This window comes from Exiguobacterium sp. s46 (assembly GCF_018618875.1).
Classification (GTDB): Bacteria; Bacillota; Bacilli; order Exiguobacteriales; family Exiguobacteriaceae; genus Exiguobacterium_A; species Exiguobacterium_A abrahamii.
Genome location: NZ_JACSMY010000002.1, coordinates 125,777 through 143,244 on the forward strand (window position 1 = coordinate 125,777; position 17,468 = coordinate 143,244).

A 17,468-nucleotide genomic window follows, 5' to 3' on the forward strand; every position below is an offset into this window, starting at 1 on the left:
GGCAATTCTTATTTCGGTTAAAACCGAGAATAAGAATTGCCTATTTTTTAATGTGTTTCGGAAGCAGCGACAAGATCCGTCGTCAGTGTCGTCAATCCTTGTGTCGTCTTACTGAGACCTTGGATCGTCTCGACGATTTGTCCGAGGTTTTCCTTGTTTCGTCCAAATAAGGTGAGAGAGTTTTCCATCTCACTCTTGACGGTTTGGATTCCTTGTTTGACTTGTTGCAGTTCTTGCTGAGATGCGGTGTTGGCGCGTGTGATGTCTTCCATCTGAGAAACGAGTTGTGTGATATTACCATTGTTCTTTTGAATAAGACCATTGATACTGCTACTTAATGACTTGGCATTTTCAGCAAGGTTCCGAACTTCGGTCGCGACGACAGCAAAACCTTTACCGTGTTCACCGGCACGTGCTGCTTCAATCGAAGCATTCAACGCGAGTAAGTTCGTCTGATTGGCGATTGCTTCGATGCTTTGCGTCATCTGGACGATGTCATCCGACGTCGTCTTCAATTCATGGATGCTTTCAAGCGAAGTACCGACTTGTTGTGTCGATTGAGCGAATTGTTGCTCCATCTGTTGCATCTGTCGTTCGTTGGCAATCGTCATTTGGACGAGCTGCTGACTCGTCTGCTCTGTCTGAGCTGTTTCTGCTAATACTTGTGAGGCGCGACGGCTCGTCTCAATGATGGCATGATCCGTGTGCTCGACCGAACTGGCAACTTCTTGACTGACACGAACGACGTCTGTCAAAAGTTGTCGACGCGACTCGTTCGCTGCTGTCACTTCATGAAGACGAGAATCGACATACTGGCTCGTCACGATTTGAGCATCTAAGTTCATCGCATGTGTCAAAGCGAGTACGGCTGTCGTCAGTTGCGCTGGGTCATGCTGATAATGTTCGACGATTTTTGGAATCAACAACGTCTGAAACGCAGCATACGAGGCGATGAACCAAGTGACAGGAACGAAGTTATGTTTATGCGTCTGTCCCATCCGTGTCCGCATCGCGAGGAACGACTCGTCCATGTTTCCTGTCAGTAGACTCGTGAAGTAGTCGGCGAAGACTTTCTTCAGTCGTTCGCGTGTCGATGATTGTTTCGCAATCGTTGCCATCTCTGGATTTAAGAGAAGGTGATCGAGAACTTGTTCAAGGACCTCATCTAAAATCCCTTGAACGACAGGTGCCATCGATTTGAGCGTCTGTAGCTGTTCTTCTGTATATCCCATGTATACGAGACGGGATGTGAGATCAGGATCTGCCGTCTTTGTGATGAGACGGGAATCAGGAAAGCCGATGGTAGCTTGATAAGCCGCAGTAGTCTTACTTTTAAAAGGGTTACGCACGTAGTTGCCTCCAATACTCAAGATGTGAATAAAATGATGTCTGTCTTTTATCGGTTCATCTTGACGAAGCGATACTGATTTTCGAAAAAAAGACGAGAATATTGAAAAACATTGACCGGAAACAAAAAAACTCATGGCAAGCGCCATGAGGAGAATAGAAAAAGAACAGGATTAGACTGGTTGGTCTTCCTGAAATGCTTTTTTGGCGTCCACGATGGAGCGCATTCGTTGAACGCAAGCTTGAACGAATTGAATGTCAATGGAGGTGAAACGGGTGACAGGTCCACGAGCTGACTCGGCACTGAATGTGAAGGTTCCGAGATTCCAAAGTTCGATTTTAAATCGTTTTCCTTTGTTGTCGTCGAAGTGTTCTACGAATTCGATTTTCGGTACCATACGAACCCCTCCTTACTCCGTACATTCCCGCTTTTCAAAAAATAAAAAAGCCAAACTGCGTGTTAGAAGCAGTTTGGCATGAAAATTTAAGCAGTCGGTACATCGTAGCCAATCTCTTCGATCGCATCGACGAGACGTTCACGAGGTACATCCTCGTGCTGGACTGTAACCTGGTTTTGTTCGAGTGAGACAGTTGCCTGTTGCACACCTTCGACTTCAGATAGAGCGGATTCGACACTCGCTTTACAGTGATTGCATGTCATGCCGATAACAGATAATGTTGTTTCTTTCATGATGATGTTCCTCCTTCAGATAGTGGGGTACGTTTTAATCGTAACGCATTCGTCACGACAGAGACAGAGCTGAATGCCATCGCGGCACCCGCAAGCCATGGGGCAAGCAGACCGAGAAAAGCGACCGGAATGCCAATCGTATTGTAGCCAAGTGCGAAGACGAGATTTTGACGAATGTTTTTCATCGTCTGCTCACTCAGCTCGATCGCAAGTAAAACTTGTTTCAAATCGTGTCCAAGCAACGTCACGTCGGCTGCTTCAAGAGCGACATCCGTTCCGCTACCGAGCGCGATGCCGACATCCGCTGTTACGAGAGCAGGGGCATCATTGATACCGTCTCCGACCATCGCGACACGTTTCGTTTGTTGAAGTGACTGAATGACATCTGCCTTTTCAATCGGCAAAACGTCAGCAAAGACGAACGCTGGATCCAGTCCCAGTTCTGTTGCTAAATGATTGGCGACTTCCCGGCGGTCACCGGTCAAGAGATATACTTCTTTTGTCTGGCGCAAACGCTGGATCGTTTCTTTCGCTGAATCTTTTAGCGCGTCACGGATGGCGTATCCGGCCGCGACTTCTCCATCAACAGCGACGTATACGAGAGTCGCTCCAGGTGATGTCCAATCAGGAAGAACGATGTTTCGTTCCTGCATCATTCGCGCCGATCCGACGATGAGATCATGTCCCATGATTTGTCCCGTGATCCCACGTCCTGATTCGACGTGGAACCGTTCGATATCAAAGACGACATCCCGTTCTGCTGTGATGGCGCGAGCAAGAGGGTGTTCCGATTGTCGTTCAAGCGCAGCAGCGAAATCGAGCGCTGTCTCCGTACCGAACGTTTCGACGACGACAGGGCGACCGACTGTCAGTGTTCCGGTCTTATCAAAGACGACAGCATCGACATGTTGGAGATTTTCGAGTTGAGCGCCTCCTTTAAAGAGAATCCCTCGTTCTGCCCCTTTTCCGGTTCCGACCATGATCGAAGTCGGTGTCGCAAGTCCGAGTGCACATGGACAAGCGATGACGAGCACCGCGATGGCAGGACGAATCGCTTCCGCAAAGGATCCACTGATCATCCACCAAGCGGCTAATGTCAGAAGCGCGATGGCGACGACAATCGGCACGAACACACCAGAAATCCGATCGGCTTGTCGTTGAATCGGTGCTTTTTCAGTCTGAGCTTGTTCGACGACACGAATGATTTGTGAAAGAACCGTCGCTTGTCCGATCTTTGTCGCTTCGACTTGTAAAGATCCGTTCGTATTCAGCGTACCACCAATGACGGATGCCCCAACCGTTTTATGAACAGGCGCAGATTCACCGGTTAACATCGATTCATCGAGATACGCGTCGCCTGAACGAATGACACCATCTGTCGGAATTTTGTTCCCAGGTTTTACGAGTAAGATCATCCCGGTTTGAATTGCATCGATGGAGACAGTTCGTTCCTGTCCGTCCTCTAAGATGACGGCTTCCTTTGCTTGTAGGGAGAGCAGGCTTTTAATTGCTCCCGTCGTCTGTTGTTTCGCACGGTCTTCAAGGACCTTGCCGAGCAAGACGAGTGTAATCAGAATCGCACTCGTCTCAAAGTAGAGATGCGGCATATCAGAGACGAGTAGCATTTCAGCAACGGAATAGAAGTAGGCTGCCGATGTTCCGAGTGCAACGAGAACGTCCATATTTGCGCTACCGCTCCGTAAACTTTTATAGGCCCCACTATAGAAGGGCGCTCCGATGATGAATTGAACCGGTGTCGCTAAAGCAAACTGTAGCCACGGATTCATCAAGAATGGAAGGTGGAACGGACTGTTTGGAATATGCGTCAGCATGCTCGCGAGCAACGGTAACGATAGAATGGCCGCGATCATAAAGCGATACAGCATCCGGCGATTCGATTTTGTTGCGTGTGGTGCTTGTTTGACCGTTGCCCCGTAGCCGATTTTTCGGATTTTTTCGATGATCGCTTGATCGTCATAGGCATCAGAAATCGAAACACGAGCGGTTTCAAGCGGCAAGTTGACCGTTGCTTCAACCCCGTCCATCCGGTTGAGGACTTTTTCAATCCGGGCGGAGCAGGCGGCACACGTCATGCCTTCAATATCAAATTCAATCGTTTTTGACATCAGAAAACCCTCCTTACTTTTTCAATCGAGCGATGACCGACATCAATTCATCGACGTAAGCGTCCGTACTATCTTGACGGGTGGCGACTTCATGCATGCACATCTTGACATGGCGTTCGATGATTTGTAGTTCGACTTGTCTTAGTGCTGCTTGGATTGATGCCGTTTGCGTCAAAATGTCGATACAATACCGATCTTCAGCGACCATATTAGCAATCCCGCGGACTTGTCCTTCGATGCGCTTCAATCGCTTCATCAACGCATCTTGTTCTTCATTCGTTCGTGGAACGACAGGGTGATCGTGTGTCATAGTCGTGCCTCCTTTGATGATCTTGTTGTTATCTTTACTCTAACATATAGGTATGGGGGGTACCAGTATATAGCTTAAGAAATAAAAAAAGCAGTCGCGAGAGGCGACTGCTTTTGCACTTATTGATTGGAAACTTGTGGTTTGACGATCGTTTCGTTCAATGAGCGTTGATCGCTGATGATATCTTCGGCTTGTGTCGCCCGTTTAATGAAGAAGGCAAGGACGAATGCTAGACCAGCGATGAACGTCGAGATGAAGAACGCATAGTTGATTCCGTCAAGCGTCGCTTGCATCGTGATCTGCTGTTTCAGAGCAGCAGCCGCTTCAGCTGTCGGTTGACTCGTCATGTTCTTCGCCGCTTCAGCCGCGAGTTCTGTCCCACGCGTCTTGGCATGCGTCGACATGATCGTTACGAGCAAGGCGGTTCCGATCGCACCGGATACTTGTTGCAACGTATTGTTCATCGCTGTTCCGTGTGGATAGTAGCGCGTTGGTAACTGGTTTAAACCATTCGTCGATACTGGCATCATGACCATTGACATCCCGAACATCCGTAACGAATACAGGACGATCAGATGTGTATACGTCGTATCCATCTCAAGCTGACTGAAGTAGTAACTGGTAACGACTGTGATGAACAAACCAGTCAACGCAAGAGGACGTCCACCGATCTTATCAAACAGTTTCCCGTTGATTGGTGACATGACGGCCATCAAGATGGCACCCGGTAATAGCATGAGACCCGCATCGAGTGGTGAAATACCGCGAATCGTCTGGACATAGATCGGAAGCAATAACATGCCCGAGAACATCGCCATCGTGACGACCATCGAGATGGCAGAAGATAAGGCGAACATCGGGTAACGGTAAATCTTGAAGTTGAGCATCGGACGTTCCATATGGAGCTGACGATAAATGAATGTTACGAGTGCGATGACTCCGACAATCAGCGCTCCATAGACGTGGAAGCTGTCCCAACCTTTAGAGCCGGCAGAACTGAAACCGTACAATAAGCCACCGAAACCAAGTGACGAAAGTGCCACGGAAGCGAGATCGATCCGAGCGGCAGACCGTTCCTTGACGTCACGAAGTAAGAAGAAACCAGCGACGAGCACGATCAAGGCGATTGGTGTGATGAAGTGGAATAACATCCGCCAATCGTAGTGCTCGATGATCCAACCAGACAACGTCGGTCCGATCGCTGGGGCACCCATCATGATTAATCCGAAGAATCCCATTGCGGTTCCGCGTTTTTCAATCGGGAAACTAACAAGCATGACGTTCATCAGTAACGGCATCATGATTGCAGAACCGGATGCTTGAATCATCCGTCCTGCGAGTAACACAGGGAAGACTTCTGCGAAGCCGGCAAGAATCGTTCCGGCCGAGAAGAGGGTCATCGCGAGTAAGAAGAGGCGACGAACCGAATATTTTTGAATCAAGAACGCAGATGTCGGAATCAAGACACCGTTGACGAGCATGAAACCAGTCGAAAGCCATTGAGCAGTTGATGGTTCGATCGCTAGATCCTTCATGATGGAAGGCAGGGCGATGTTGAGCAAAGTATTATTTAAGAAAGCAATGAATGCCCCGATCATCAAAACGGCGAGAATGCCGTAAGGAGCTCGAGCTGTGTGAGTTACACTTTGTTGCATGAATATCCTCCTAACTAAACTAACGGTACATATTTCTATACGGTCGTTCTATCTGTAGTTTATCTTAATCCGATTTAGTTCGAATTACAAATAATAATAGCTAAGAAAGATAATTTTATTTTTTATGTAAGATTGAAAGCGTTTTTCTAGTAGGCTAAACGAGGAGAGAAGCATTTTGTACACTCGAAATCGCTTCCTAGGATAACGATTCGTGGTAAACAAAAAAAGCACAATCCTTCTCGTTAAAGAAAAATTGCGCTTTGTCTTCAGTTTGAAACAGCCGGAGGCTTGTTTCATAGCTAGCATTACTGGACGTTCGTTTCGAGTGCATCTTTCGTGATGTCGTAATGAGAGGCTGTCCAGACCGATTTACCGTCTTGAATGAACAACACTTGTGGTGACTCGTGTCGAACGCTGTAATGTTCGGCGATGTGATTCGATAACGTCCGAGCTTCTTGGACGAAAAGATACGCCGTTGGAACAGACGTTTCATCCGCGAACTTCGTATACTCCGAGAATCCTGCGGCACTGATCGGGCATGTCGTGCTGTGTTTGCAAATCACGAACGCGGTATGTTCGGACGCAAATTGATCAAAATCAGAAATAGATTGCAGTTTACGTGGTTGTGTCATGTATATCACCCTCCATACGTCCGGAGACGTTCACTTAACTTTAGATTTTCCCGGTAATCGACCGGACAGTCAATTAAAACGGGTCCATCACTTGCAAATGCTTGGTCAAGACAATGTGCGAGGGAACCGTGTTTACCGACACGGAGACCGAGTGCGCCGAAAGCATGAGCCAGTTGAACGAGGTCTGGATTGTCAAACGTGATGTAAGACGAACGCCCAAACGCTTGTTGTTGTTTCCATTCAATCAGTCCATAGGTACCGTCACGCCAAATCAATACGACGAGCGGCAACTTCAGACGAACGGCGGTTTCAAGATCTTGTCCATTCATCAAAAAGGCACCATCTCCAGCGGCACAGACGATTCGCCGGTCCGGATATAACAGCTTGGCTGCGAGCGCACTCGATAAACCATAGCCCATCGAAGCAAATCCGTTGGAAATGAATAACTGATCCGGACGTGTCGTTTGATAATGGCGTGCGAGCCAGACTTTGTGTGCACCAACGTCCGAGAAGACCATGCCATCCTCCCCGACAGTTCGTTCGAGTTCACGAACGATACTTTGAGGATGTAAAGGCAAGGCAAGCGAGTACGTTTCTTGAATCTCGTCGCGTAACTTATCGCGATCTTGTTGCCAGTCGTTCCAAGCACGCTCGGGCAGTAAAGGAGTCAATACAGTCAGCATATCGACGAGTGGCCCGACTACGTTCGCGACAACCGGATAATAAGCATCGATTTCGTGAGGATTCGTATCCAAATGGACGATCGGTGTCTTTTTCGGATTCCATTTTTGCGGAGGTAACTCCGTAATATCGTAGCCCACCGTAATGATGAGGTCACTCGCATCGAGAATCCGCTGGTTATAATCGACGTCTGGTAAACCGATCGTGTGTGCAGCAAGCGGATGGTGTGAAGAAATCGCTCCTTTTCCCATCATCGTCTCGACGACGGGAGCTTGGAGCTTTTCGACGAATGCTCGAAACGCATCAAGTGCTTGTTGCCGATGAATGCCAAATCCAGCAATGATGACCGGACGTTTTGCTCGTTCGATTAGACGTAAGGCATCGGGATCATCAATCGTCAAGGAATGGAGATGCGTTGGTGTACTGTCCTGCTGTAGAGGAATCGCTGCTTGATCACGTTCTTGTGTTGCGATGTCTTCTGGAAAAGAGATATGGGTTGCCCCTGGTTTTTCACTTTTTGCTGTCGCGAAGGCACGTCGCACGATTTCCGGAATGACCTCCGCCGACAGAACGGATGTACTAGACTTCGTGACCGGACGATAGAGGTCTACGAGATCAAACATTTGATGCGATGCTTTGTGTTGCCGTGCTGTCGCGCCTTGACCTGTGATCGCGACGACAGGGGAGTGATCCATCGTCGCACTTGCAATACCGGTCATCATATTGGTCGCACCGGGACCCAGTGTCGACAGGCAGACACCCGGTCGTCCACTCAGGCGACCGAACATCGCTGCCATGAATGCAGCGTTCGTTTCGTGACGCGTCGTGATGAACGTGATCGACGAACGACTGAGTGATTCGAGCAATGTGATGTTTTCCTCACCGGGAACACCAAAGATATGCGTGACGCCCTCTGCCTCTAAACATTGGACGAACCAATCCGCGGCGTTCACGCTAGTCCACCGATGGAAATGTACTTCGTCTCAAGATACGCTTCGAGTCCTTCACTACCACCTTCGCGTCCGAGACCGGATTGTTTCATTCCACCAAATGGTGCTTGCGCAGCAGAAGGAACACCATCATTCCAGCCGACGATTCCGTAATCAAGCCCCTCGATTGCACGAATCGCACGCGCGTAATCCTTCGTAAAGACGTACGAAGCGAGACCGAATGGTGTTTGGTTGGCGTAACGAACCGCTTCCTCATCAGAACTGACACGCTGGACGGGAGCGACAGGTCCGAACGTCTCCTCGTTCATGATCAGCATGCCGGGTTTTACGTCCGCGAGAACGGTTGCTTCATAATAATAGACATCGTTCTCCTCATTCGTCGTTCCTGTTCCGCCCGTGACGACTCGCGCACCAGCGGATGTCGCATCATCGACATGTTTTTTAACTTTATCGTAACCCGCTTTATTGATCATCGGTCCAATCTTCGTTTCAGCATCCAAACCATTTCCGGTCTTCAGCTTCGCTGTCTCTTGCCCGAGTTTTTCAACGAACGCGTCATAGATCGAGTCGGATACGTAAATCCGGTTTCCGCAGACACAGGTCTGTCCGCCATTACGGAATTTCGACTTAATCGTCTCAGCAACAGCTAAATCAAGGTCACAGTCATCAAAGACGAGAATCGGTGCATGTCCGCCGAGTTCGAGCGACATCGCCTTGATCGTCTCTGCTCCTTGAGCCATCAGCGTCCGTCCGACTTCGGTTGAACCAGTGAAGGTGATCTTATCGACATGTGGATGTGTCGCAAGTGATTCACCGAGTGCTTTCCCGCTACCTGTAACGGCATTAACGACGCCTTCTGGAATCCCGACTTCCTGACAGAGTTCAAGAAGACGAAGCGCGGTAAGCGGAGTCGCTGTTGGTGGTTTGATGACAAACGTACATCCGGCGACGAGTGCCGGAGCAAGCTTTCGGGTAATCATGGCAGCCGGGAAGTTCCATGGTGTGATCGCAGCAACGACACCAACCGGCTGTTTGATGACTTGAAGTCGTTTAGAAGCATCATGTGTCGGAATGACACGTCCATAAGCGCGTTTTCCTTCCTCTGCAAACCATTTGACGAAGTTTGCGGCATACTGCACTTCACCTTCTGATTCAGCGAGCGGTTTCCCCATTTCAAGCGTCATCAGGCGAGCCAGTTCATCTTTTTTCTCAATCATCTTCGCATATAACTTCTCGAGCAGTTCGGCACGTTCGTAGACTGTCCGTTTCGACCAATCAGGAAATGCCTTCCGTGCTGCTTCTACTGCGTCGTTGACGTCTGATTTTGTTCCGTTTGGTACACTACCGACGACTTCTCCAGTTGCTGGATTCGTAACATCCGTCCGTTCTCGTCCGTGATCTAGCCATTGTCCACCAATAAAGAATTGTCCCTTCATCCTGAAAATCCCCCTTTTTTACATGCATTGGTAAGGGTATACCCGAACGAAGAAAAAAAGATTCACTTTCGGAAGGAAAGGTTATGCAAAAGGGTAGAAATCGACCGATAAACAGTGTAGGATAATTCAGTAAATGTAATGTAAAACGATCTGAAATATTCAGTGTGAACGAAGAGTGACAACCGTTGATGTGAAATGGTGGAATCACCCCCGAAACATTGACTTTAAAAGTGGATTTGATAAGATGAAGGTAGAGGAATTGCGCAATCGGTTGCGCTATGTGTATAGAAGTTCAATAACTGATGAAAACAACACCCCAAAGACTGACCTACGAGAGGATTCACGACACATGACACAAATGATACCGCGCCCTGAAACGGCCCAACAAACAATTACACGAGCTTGGTGGAAAGAAGCAGTTGCTTACCAAATCTATCCACGCAGCTTTTACGATGCAAACAACGATGGAATCGGCGATATTCCGGGTATCATCGCAAAATTGGATTATTTGAAGGATCTTGGCGTCGACGTTCTTTGGATTTGCCCGATGTTCAAGTCACCAAACGACGATAACGGATATGACATTAGTGATTATGAAGACATCATGGATGAGTTCGGTACGATGACGGACTTCGATCTCTTAATGGAAGAAGCGCATAAGCGCGACATCAAGGTCTTGCTTGATCTCGTCGTTAACCACACATCGGATGAACACCCGTGGTTCCTTGAATCACGTTCGTCGAAAGACAATGAGAAACGCGATTGGTACATCTGGAAAGATGCCGTTAATGGTGGAGAACCGAACAACTGGGAAAGTATTTTCGGTGGATCAGCATGGGAATATGATGAAAAGACAGAGCAGTACTTCCTGCACGTCTTCTCTCGTCGTCAACCAGACTTGAACTGGCAAAACCGCGACATGCGTCAAGCTGTCTATACGATGATCAACTGGTGGCTCGATAAAGGCATCGATGGTTTCCGAATCGATGCAATTAGTCATATCAACAAGGATCAATCATTCGCTGATCTCCCGAATCCGCTCGGTATGCCGTATGTCCCTTCATTCGATATGCATATGAACGTCGAAGGCATCCATGCGTATCTCGAAGAGTTGAAAGATGAGACGTTCTCGAAATACGATATCATGACAGTCGGAGAAGCAAACGGCGTCACACCGGAAGAAGCGGATCTATGGGTCGGAGAAGAGAATGGCAAGATGAACATGGTCTTCCAGTTCGAGCACATGGATCTCTGGCGTGCAGATGCGGAAAAAGGCGTCGACGTCGTCAAACTGAAACAAGTGCTGACGAAATGGCAAAAAGGACTTGAAGCAACAGGTTGGAATGCGTTGTACCTCGAAAACCACGATAAGGTTCGTTCGGTCTCCCTTTGGGGTGACGAGGAACAGTACTGGAAAGAGAGCGCGAAGTCGCTTGCGATGATGTATTTCTTCATGCAAGGCACACCGTTCATCTATCAAGGACAAGAGATCGGGATGACGAACGTTCAATTCCCGGACATCTCGGATTATGATGATGTTGCGACAAAAAACATGTACGAGATGCAACTCGCTTCCGGGAAGACACATGAGGAAATCATGGAAGTCATCTGGAACTCGTCTCGTGATAACTCACGCACACCAATGCAATGGACGAACGAGCAAAACGGTGGCTTCTCAAATCAATCTCCATGGTTCGGTGTCAACCCGAACTACGCGGACATCAACGTCGCGTCGCAAGAACAAGATGAAGATTCGATCTTGAACTTCTACAAACGAATGATCCAAATCCGTAAGATGGAAGAGACGTTGATTTACGGAGCGTACGATCTCATCTTACCGGAAGATACGAAAGTCTACGCGTATACACGGACGCTTGGTGACGAACAGTTCTTGATCGTTACGAACTTAAAAGGCGAAACAGCAGAAATCGATACGGACATCATCTTGCACTCGGACAATATGTTGCTTGGCAACTATCCGACGATGCACCATGAAGGAACAGAGCTGGAACTTCGTCCATTCGAAGCTCGTCTGTACCGTGTGCGCTAATATGTTTTGAACGGATTCGAAGTACATCGAATCCGTTTGAGACTGAAGATAAGTGCAATTGTTCTCTAACGAGAAGGATTGCGCTTTTTTTGTTCGTCTCGCATCGTTTTCCTGGGACAAGCATCGCGCCGCTTCGCTTCGCTGCAGGGTCGCTCTTGCTTGTTTTTCCCTAGGAAGCGATGTCGAGTGAACAAAACGCTTCTCTGATTGTTCTTTCGATGTAAAAAAATGATACGTTACACGCCACTCCTACAGGAAAAAGCGCAATTTTGCGCTGTCAGAGACAAACAAGACCCGTTTTCCTGCTCGAATGGAGCGGGAAAACTGGCTTGTGTCTCGCCTGAGGAAAGGGCGTGAAAAGGTGCGTCATTTTTTGAGTCAGTCCATTTGTCTACAATCTGGAATGGATTCGAAGTACATCGAATCCGTTTTTTCTTGCATGTAAGCAGAAGGTGCATCAGACGAAAAAATCGTGTACGCTAAACGATGAGGTGATAGAAGTGAAACCAGTAAAGTACCCGGTGTCATTACGACAGGTGACGACGATCGAAGATGGTCCGATGCGTGAATCGGTCGAACTTGAGGCGGACGGCACGTTGTTCGAAACAAAAGACGGTTTTGCCGTGAAGTTCGTTCAGCCAGATGAACAACCGATCGATACGACGATCAAATGGTCAAAAGACCAGATTGCTTTGAATCGTAAAGGTCCTGTTGCGATGCATCATGTCTTCATTTTAGGAGAGACGACCAAAAGCCAGTATGGCAGTCAATTCGGTCAGATGTTGATGGAAACGGACACGGAGACGATTGAGATGAAACGGCAGCAGATGCAGTTTCGTTATACATTAAAAATGAATGGACAAGCAGTCGGTACGTATACGATTGATTTAACTTGGGAACGGAGTGAGACGAATGGCATTTGAACAAACAGTACGTCAAATGGAGCAGATGTTGGAAGAGGAATGGTTTGAATGGCTCGAGAACGATGAGCCGCGTTACAACGAATGGCGCGATCAACTCGAAGGACTCGCAGAACAGGTCATCACGGAATACAATCCGAAGGTCGACCCGGAGTCCATCGATACGCTACTCTTAATCAATGAAGAACTACCCGTCTTATACGGCGAAGATACCGTCATGCTGTATACAGCGCTTTTGAAAGCACGTCAGGAAGACGATCAAGTATACGAGCGTTACTTGACGATCCTTGGTGCGTTCGCGGACGAACAGCATCCAGCAATCCGTGAAGTCGAAAAGTTAGTCGCGAAAAAGGATTATAAAAATGCCTTCGCACGTGCAGTTCGTCTGCCACAGTCGCTCGGTTTAGAATAAACATTCAGTGGACCATCTTGTTTTTAGGCAAGGTGGTCTTTTTAGGAGGAAGCGTCATGTATCCACTCTATCGAATCATCGTCGCGATCATCAGCAAGGGCGATCAACTGCTCATCGTCAATAATCAATCGGGTCAGGAGAAGCGCTGGAGCTTACCTGGTGGACAGATTGAATCTGGAGAGACACTCGAGCAAGCACTTCGTCGCGAGGTGGAAGAAGAAACCGGCTTGACGGTCACATCGTCGTCGTTTGCTTTCTTAACGGAGAACTTCATGCCGACCTATCAAGCGCACAGCCTCGTGACTTATTTTGATTGCGAAGTGAGTGGTGTACTTGATCCAAATGATCCCGATGAAGAAATCATTGAGACGAAGTGGATCGATCAAACGGAGTTAGCGGAGTACATCACGAGTGAAGACGTCCGTCTTCCGTTATCGGCATATTTAGAAGAACAGCACAAAGGCTATTACATGTTTGAAGAGATGAAGTGGTAACTCGGCTGTCATCGTTTCTTTACATTCCTTAAAGCAGTCTCCATCGTTCATTTACATTCGCTCGGTATGATGAAACCATCATCGGGAACAGGGAGGAAACACAAATGAACAAGAAATGGATGGCGACAGGTATTCTCGGTACAGTGCTTATGACGGGAGTTGCGGGCTATACATATGAATCGGCTCAGCCAGTCGAGGCAAAACAAAACACGAAACAAGCGAAGGTTAAAAATGTCATCTTCATGATTCCAGATGGTTATTCGGCTGCCTATGCAACGAATTATCGCTGGTATCAAGGAGGCGAGGAGACGGAACTCGACGGTCACTTAAAAGGAATGATGCGGACGTATTCGGCAAACACGAAAGTGACCGATTCAGCAGCTGCCGGAACGGCGATGGCAACAGGAACAAAAACGAACAACGGAACAATCGGTATGGATCCAAGTGGAAAAGAAGTAGCGTCTATTCTTGATCGAGCGGATCAGGCCGGCAAAGCAACAGGACTTGTCTCGACATCAGCCATCACCCATGCGACACCAGCTGTTTTTGCATCGCACGTCGCAACGCGTGCGAACGAAGCGGACATCGCGAAACAATACATGGATGAAATGAAAGTCGACGTCTTACTTGGTGGCGGTCAGAAGTTCTTTTTTGATCAAAAGAATGGCGGCGTGCAAGAGGCTGGTAATCTAGTGAAGAAAGCAGAACGAGCAGGATACCAGTATGCGGATTCACTCGAAAGTCTGAATGAGACGGATGGTCGTAAAGTTCTTGGATTGTTTGCAGAAGAAGGAATGGCACCAGAACTGGACCGGGAAAACACGAATCAACCGAGTCTTGCGACGATGACGTCGAAAGCCTTGCAAACATTGAAGAAAGACCGCGATGGCTTCTTCTTGATGGTAGAAGGAAGTCAGATCGACTGGGCGGGTCATGCGCATGATGCTGCTTGGGCGATGAAGGATGCAGAAGCGTTCCACCAGGCAGTCGAAAAAGTGCTTCGTTTTGCAGCAAAAGATAAACACACATTGGTCGTCGTCGCCGGTGACCATGATACAGGTGGTATGTCCGTCGGTGGATACGATGAGTACGTAGCGAAACCAGAAGTCTTGAAAAACGTCAAGGCGACGGGGGATGAGATGGTTCGTCAGTTTAACGACGACTTATCGAACATCGCATCTGTCGTCAAACGAGAAACGACGTTTGATTTGACGGCTGAAGAAATTCAGACGTTGCAAAAAGTAGATGCAAAGAAACGCGTCATGACATTGAATGAGATGATCAGTAAACGAGCGTATGTCGGCTGGACGACTGCCGTGCATACAGGTGTAGACGTTCCGCTCTACGCTTACGGTCCACAAAGCGAACAGTTCAGTGGGTTGCATGAAAATACGGACATCCCTGGTCTGATGGCCAATGCAATGAAATTAAAAAAATGACGTATTGGACGTGATTAAATCAAGCGGTGGATCACCCACCGCTTGATTTTTTTGAGTACTTATCTGCTTGTGTGACGCAGTAAAAACTAAATGAAAAAAATGAATGAATAGCCATTCATTATATGCTATACTCATTTCAACACAACTGCTTTAGGGGGAAAGGGGTTTGTTCGAACATGAATACGTTTTTACTCATTAACTGGATTGCCTTCCTACTCGTCATCGGCTATGCAGGCTATCTGTTCACGTCACTCGTCAAAAGTCGTTATGCCGCCATTAAACGGGGGAAAAAGGCGGAATGGACACTGACGAACAAAGAACGACTAGACGCGGTCTTAGTCAATGTCTTCGGTCAAAAGAAATTATTAAAGGATAAGAAAAGTGGCGCCATCCACGTCATGATGTTCTATGGCTTCTTACTCGTTCAATTCGGAGCGATCGATTTTATCTGGAAAGGACTCGCCGTCGGTCAGCGTTTCCCGCACGTCCCACTCGGTCCGCTCTATCCGATTTTTACATTCTTCCAAGAAATCGTCATGCTCGTCATCTTGATTGCCGTCGTTTGGGGATTTTATCGCCGGTACGTCGAAAAACTCGTTCGTTTGAAACGAAACTTCATGGCAGGTCTTGCGTTGATCTTCATCGGTGGTTTGATGGTCGCCGTCCTGTTCGGAAACGGATTCTTCCTTGTTTATGAGAATCATTCGACGCTCGGTGAACCGGTTGCTTCAAGCATCGCGTTCTTATTCAGTTGGGTGCCGGAATCAGTTGCGTTCGGATTATTCGTTTTCTTCTGGTGGGCGCACTTACTGTTCTTACTTAGCTTCATGGTCTATATCCCGCAAGGTAAACATGCACACTTGATTGCCGGTACAGCAAACGTCTGGCTCGGTCGAACGTCGAAAGTCGGGCGTTTGGCACCGATCGATCTATCGGTCATGGAAGAGGCAGAAGACGACGAAGCGGAATTCAGCTTCGGAGTCAACCGAATCGAAGATTTCAATCAGAAACAGCTCGTTGATCTATATGCTTGCGTCGAGTGTGGACGCTGTACGAATATGTGCCCAGCGAGTGGAACGGGGAAGATGTTGTCGCCGATGGATTTGATCGTTAAATTACGGGACCATCTCAACATGAAAACGGCAGCCATCACACAGCGCTCGCCATGGGCACCTGCCTTTGCGTTTGAAGGATCGCAAGGCAATCAGATCGCTTCACTGGCAGCAGCCGGGCAGATGGATATCGTTCCGGATTCATTGATTGGGAACGTCATTACGGAAGAAGAGATCTGGGCGTGTACGACATGCCGGAACTGTGAAGATCAGTGTCCGGTCATGAACGAACATGTCGATAAGATCATCGACCTCCGTCGTCATCTCGTCATGATGGAAGGCAAGATGGATCCAGAGATGCAACGGACGATGGCGAACATCGAACGTCAAGGTAATCCATGGGGGATGAACCGGAAAGAACGCGAAAACTGGCGGAAAAACCGTGATGAACTCGTCGTTCCGACAGCAAAGGAGAAGAAAAAAGCGGGCGAAGACTTCGAGTATCTGTTCTGGGTTGGCGCGATGGGATCGTACGATAACCGAAGTCAAAAAATCGCGATGGCGTTTGCACGTATTCTAAATGAGGCAGACATCTCGTTTGCGATTCTCGGAAACGATGAGAAAAACTCAGGTGATACACCGCGCCGGATCGGGAACGAAGTCTTGTTCCAGGAACTCGCGGAAGCCAACATCAAATCATTTGAGAAATATGGTGTCAAAAAGATCGTCACGATTGATCCGCACGCCTACAATACATTTAAAAACGAGTATCCAGACTTCGGACTGAGTCCGGACGTTGAAGTCTATCACCATACGGAATTGCTCGCACGACTGATTGACGAAAAACGGATCACACCGCTCCATAAAGTCAAGGAGCGTGTCGTCTATCACGATTCGTGTTATCTTGGTCGTTACAATGATATTTACGACGCACCACGTTATATTCTCGAGAAGATTCCAGGCATCACGCTCGTCGAGACGGAACGCAACCGGGAAAAAGGGATGTGTTGCGGTGCTGGTGGCGGCATGATGTGGCAAGAAGAAAAAGTCGGCGCACGCGTCAACGTCGCACGGACGGAACAATTGTTGACGGTCCAACCGTCTGTCATTGGGTCAGCATGTCCGTACTGTCTGACGATGCTCAGTGACGGCACGAAGGCGAAGGAAGTCGACGAGGCGGTTGCTACGTACGATGTCGTTGAATTACTAGAACGCTCAATCGTCGGTATACCAGTCGAAGAACCTGTCGTAACTGTATAAAAAAGTAGGATGA

15 protein-coding genes are annotated in these 17,468 nt (G+C 48.1%); 6 read left to right on the forward strand and 9 right to left on the reverse strand.

Annotated elements, in window-relative coordinates; translation table 11 throughout:
• Positions 1 to 47: 47 nt before the first annotated feature.
• From KNQ08_RS12240 to KNQ08_RS12280, 9 genes are all read right to left on the reverse strand, one after another.
• Positions 48 to 1,349 (reverse strand): protoglobin domain-containing protein, encoded by a 1,302-nt coding sequence (locus KNQ08_RS12240; RefSeq protein ID WP_149426677.1) that lies wholly within the window; start codon positions 1,347 to 1,349, stop codon positions 48 to 50.
• Positions 1,350 to 1,520: 171 nt separating this feature from the next.
• Positions 1,521 to 1,745, reverse strand: a complete 225-nt coding sequence (locus tag KNQ08_RS12245) for a hypothetical protein (protein WP_023466807.1) — start codon at positions 1,743 to 1,745, stop codon at positions 1,521 to 1,523.
• Positions 1,746 to 1,831: 86 nt separating this feature from the next.
• The gene (locus KNQ08_RS12250) at positions 1,832 to 2,038 is read right to left on the reverse strand and encodes a cation transporter (RefSeq protein WP_035399161.1); all 207 of its coding nucleotides are present in this window, start codon (positions 2,036 to 2,038) and stop codon (positions 1,832 to 1,834) included.
• On the reverse strand, positions 2,035 to 4,164 hold the full coding sequence (locus KNQ08_RS12255; RefSeq protein ID WP_214805905.1) for a heavy metal translocating P-type ATPase: 2,130 nt from the start codon (positions 4,162 to 4,164) through the stop codon (positions 2,035 to 2,037). Before KNQ08_RS12255 ends, KNQ08_RS12250 begins: the two co-directional genes overlap by 4 nt.
• 13 nt (positions 4,165 to 4,177) lie before the next feature.
• Positions 4,178 to 4,474: a metal-sensitive transcriptional regulator gene (locus KNQ08_RS12260; RefSeq protein ID WP_023466810.1), complete on the reverse strand. Its 297-nt coding sequence runs from the start codon at positions 4,472 to 4,474 to the stop codon at positions 4,178 to 4,180.
• 119 nt (positions 4,475 to 4,593) lie between these two features.
• Positions 4,594 to 6,129, reverse strand: a complete 1,536-nt coding sequence (locus KNQ08_RS12265) for a DHA2 family efflux MFS transporter permease subunit (protein ID WP_050677292.1) — start codon at positions 6,127 to 6,129, stop codon at positions 4,594 to 4,596.
• Positions 6,130 to 6,434: 305 nt separating this feature from the next.
• Positions 6,435 to 6,761, reverse strand: a complete 327-nt coding sequence (gene ytxJ, locus KNQ08_RS12270; protein ID WP_029343222.1) for a bacillithiol system redox-active protein YtxJ — start codon at positions 6,759 to 6,761, stop codon at positions 6,435 to 6,437.
• A gap of 5 nt (positions 6,762 to 6,766) precedes the next feature.
• Complete coding sequence (locus KNQ08_RS12275; protein WP_214805907.1) at positions 6,767 to 8,395, reverse strand: acetolactate synthase large subunit; 1,629 nt, start codon at positions 8,393 to 8,395, stop codon at positions 6,767 to 6,769.
• Positions 8,392 to 9,828, reverse strand: coding sequence for an NAD-dependent succinate-semialdehyde dehydrogenase (locus KNQ08_RS12280; protein WP_214805909.1), 1,437 nt, complete (start codon positions 9,826 to 9,828; stop codon positions 8,392 to 8,394). The genes KNQ08_RS12275 and KNQ08_RS12280 overlap by 4 nt, the downstream gene beginning before the upstream one ends.
• Before the next feature lie 391 nt (positions 9,829 to 10,219).
• Here KNQ08_RS12280 and KNQ08_RS12285 point away from each other — a divergent pair, with 391 nt between their 5' ends.
• From KNQ08_RS12285 to KNQ08_RS12310, 6 genes are all read left to right on the forward strand, one after another.
• Positions 10,220 to 11,878 carry a glycoside hydrolase family 13 protein gene (locus KNQ08_RS12285; RefSeq protein ID WP_214806092.1) on the forward strand — a complete coding sequence of 553 codons (1,659 nt, stop codon included), beginning with the start codon at positions 10,220 to 10,222 and terminating at the stop codon, positions 11,876 to 11,878.
• A 500-nt stretch (positions 11,879 to 12,378) separates the two neighbouring features.
• Complete coding sequence (locus KNQ08_RS12290) at positions 12,379 to 12,801, forward strand: YwiB family protein (RefSeq protein WP_231681721.1); 423 nt, start codon at positions 12,379 to 12,381, stop codon at positions 12,799 to 12,801.
• On the forward strand, positions 12,791 to 13,210 hold the full coding sequence (locus tag KNQ08_RS12295; protein ID WP_050677289.1) for a hypothetical protein: 420 nt from the start codon (positions 12,791 to 12,793) through the stop codon (positions 13,208 to 13,210). The genes KNQ08_RS12290 and KNQ08_RS12295 overlap by 11 nt, the downstream gene beginning before the upstream one ends.
• Positions 13,211 to 13,266: 56 nt before the next feature.
• Positions 13,267 to 13,704 carry an NUDIX domain-containing protein gene (locus KNQ08_RS12300; protein ID WP_214805910.1) on the forward strand — a complete coding sequence of 146 codons (438 nt, stop codon included), beginning with the start codon at positions 13,267 to 13,269 and terminating at the stop codon, positions 13,702 to 13,704.
• A gap of 104 nt (positions 13,705 to 13,808) precedes the next feature.
• Complete coding sequence (locus KNQ08_RS12305; RefSeq protein ID WP_075642756.1) at positions 13,809 to 15,143, forward strand: alkaline phosphatase; 1,335 nt, start codon at positions 13,809 to 13,811, stop codon at positions 15,141 to 15,143.
• Between the two features lie 176 nt (positions 15,144 to 15,319).
• The gene (locus tag KNQ08_RS12310; RefSeq protein ID WP_214805912.1) at positions 15,320 to 17,455 is read left to right on the forward strand and encodes a (Fe-S)-binding protein; all 2,136 of its coding nucleotides are present in this window, start codon (positions 15,320 to 15,322) and stop codon (positions 17,453 to 17,455) included.
• Positions 17,456 to 17,468: the final 13 nt, after the last annotated feature.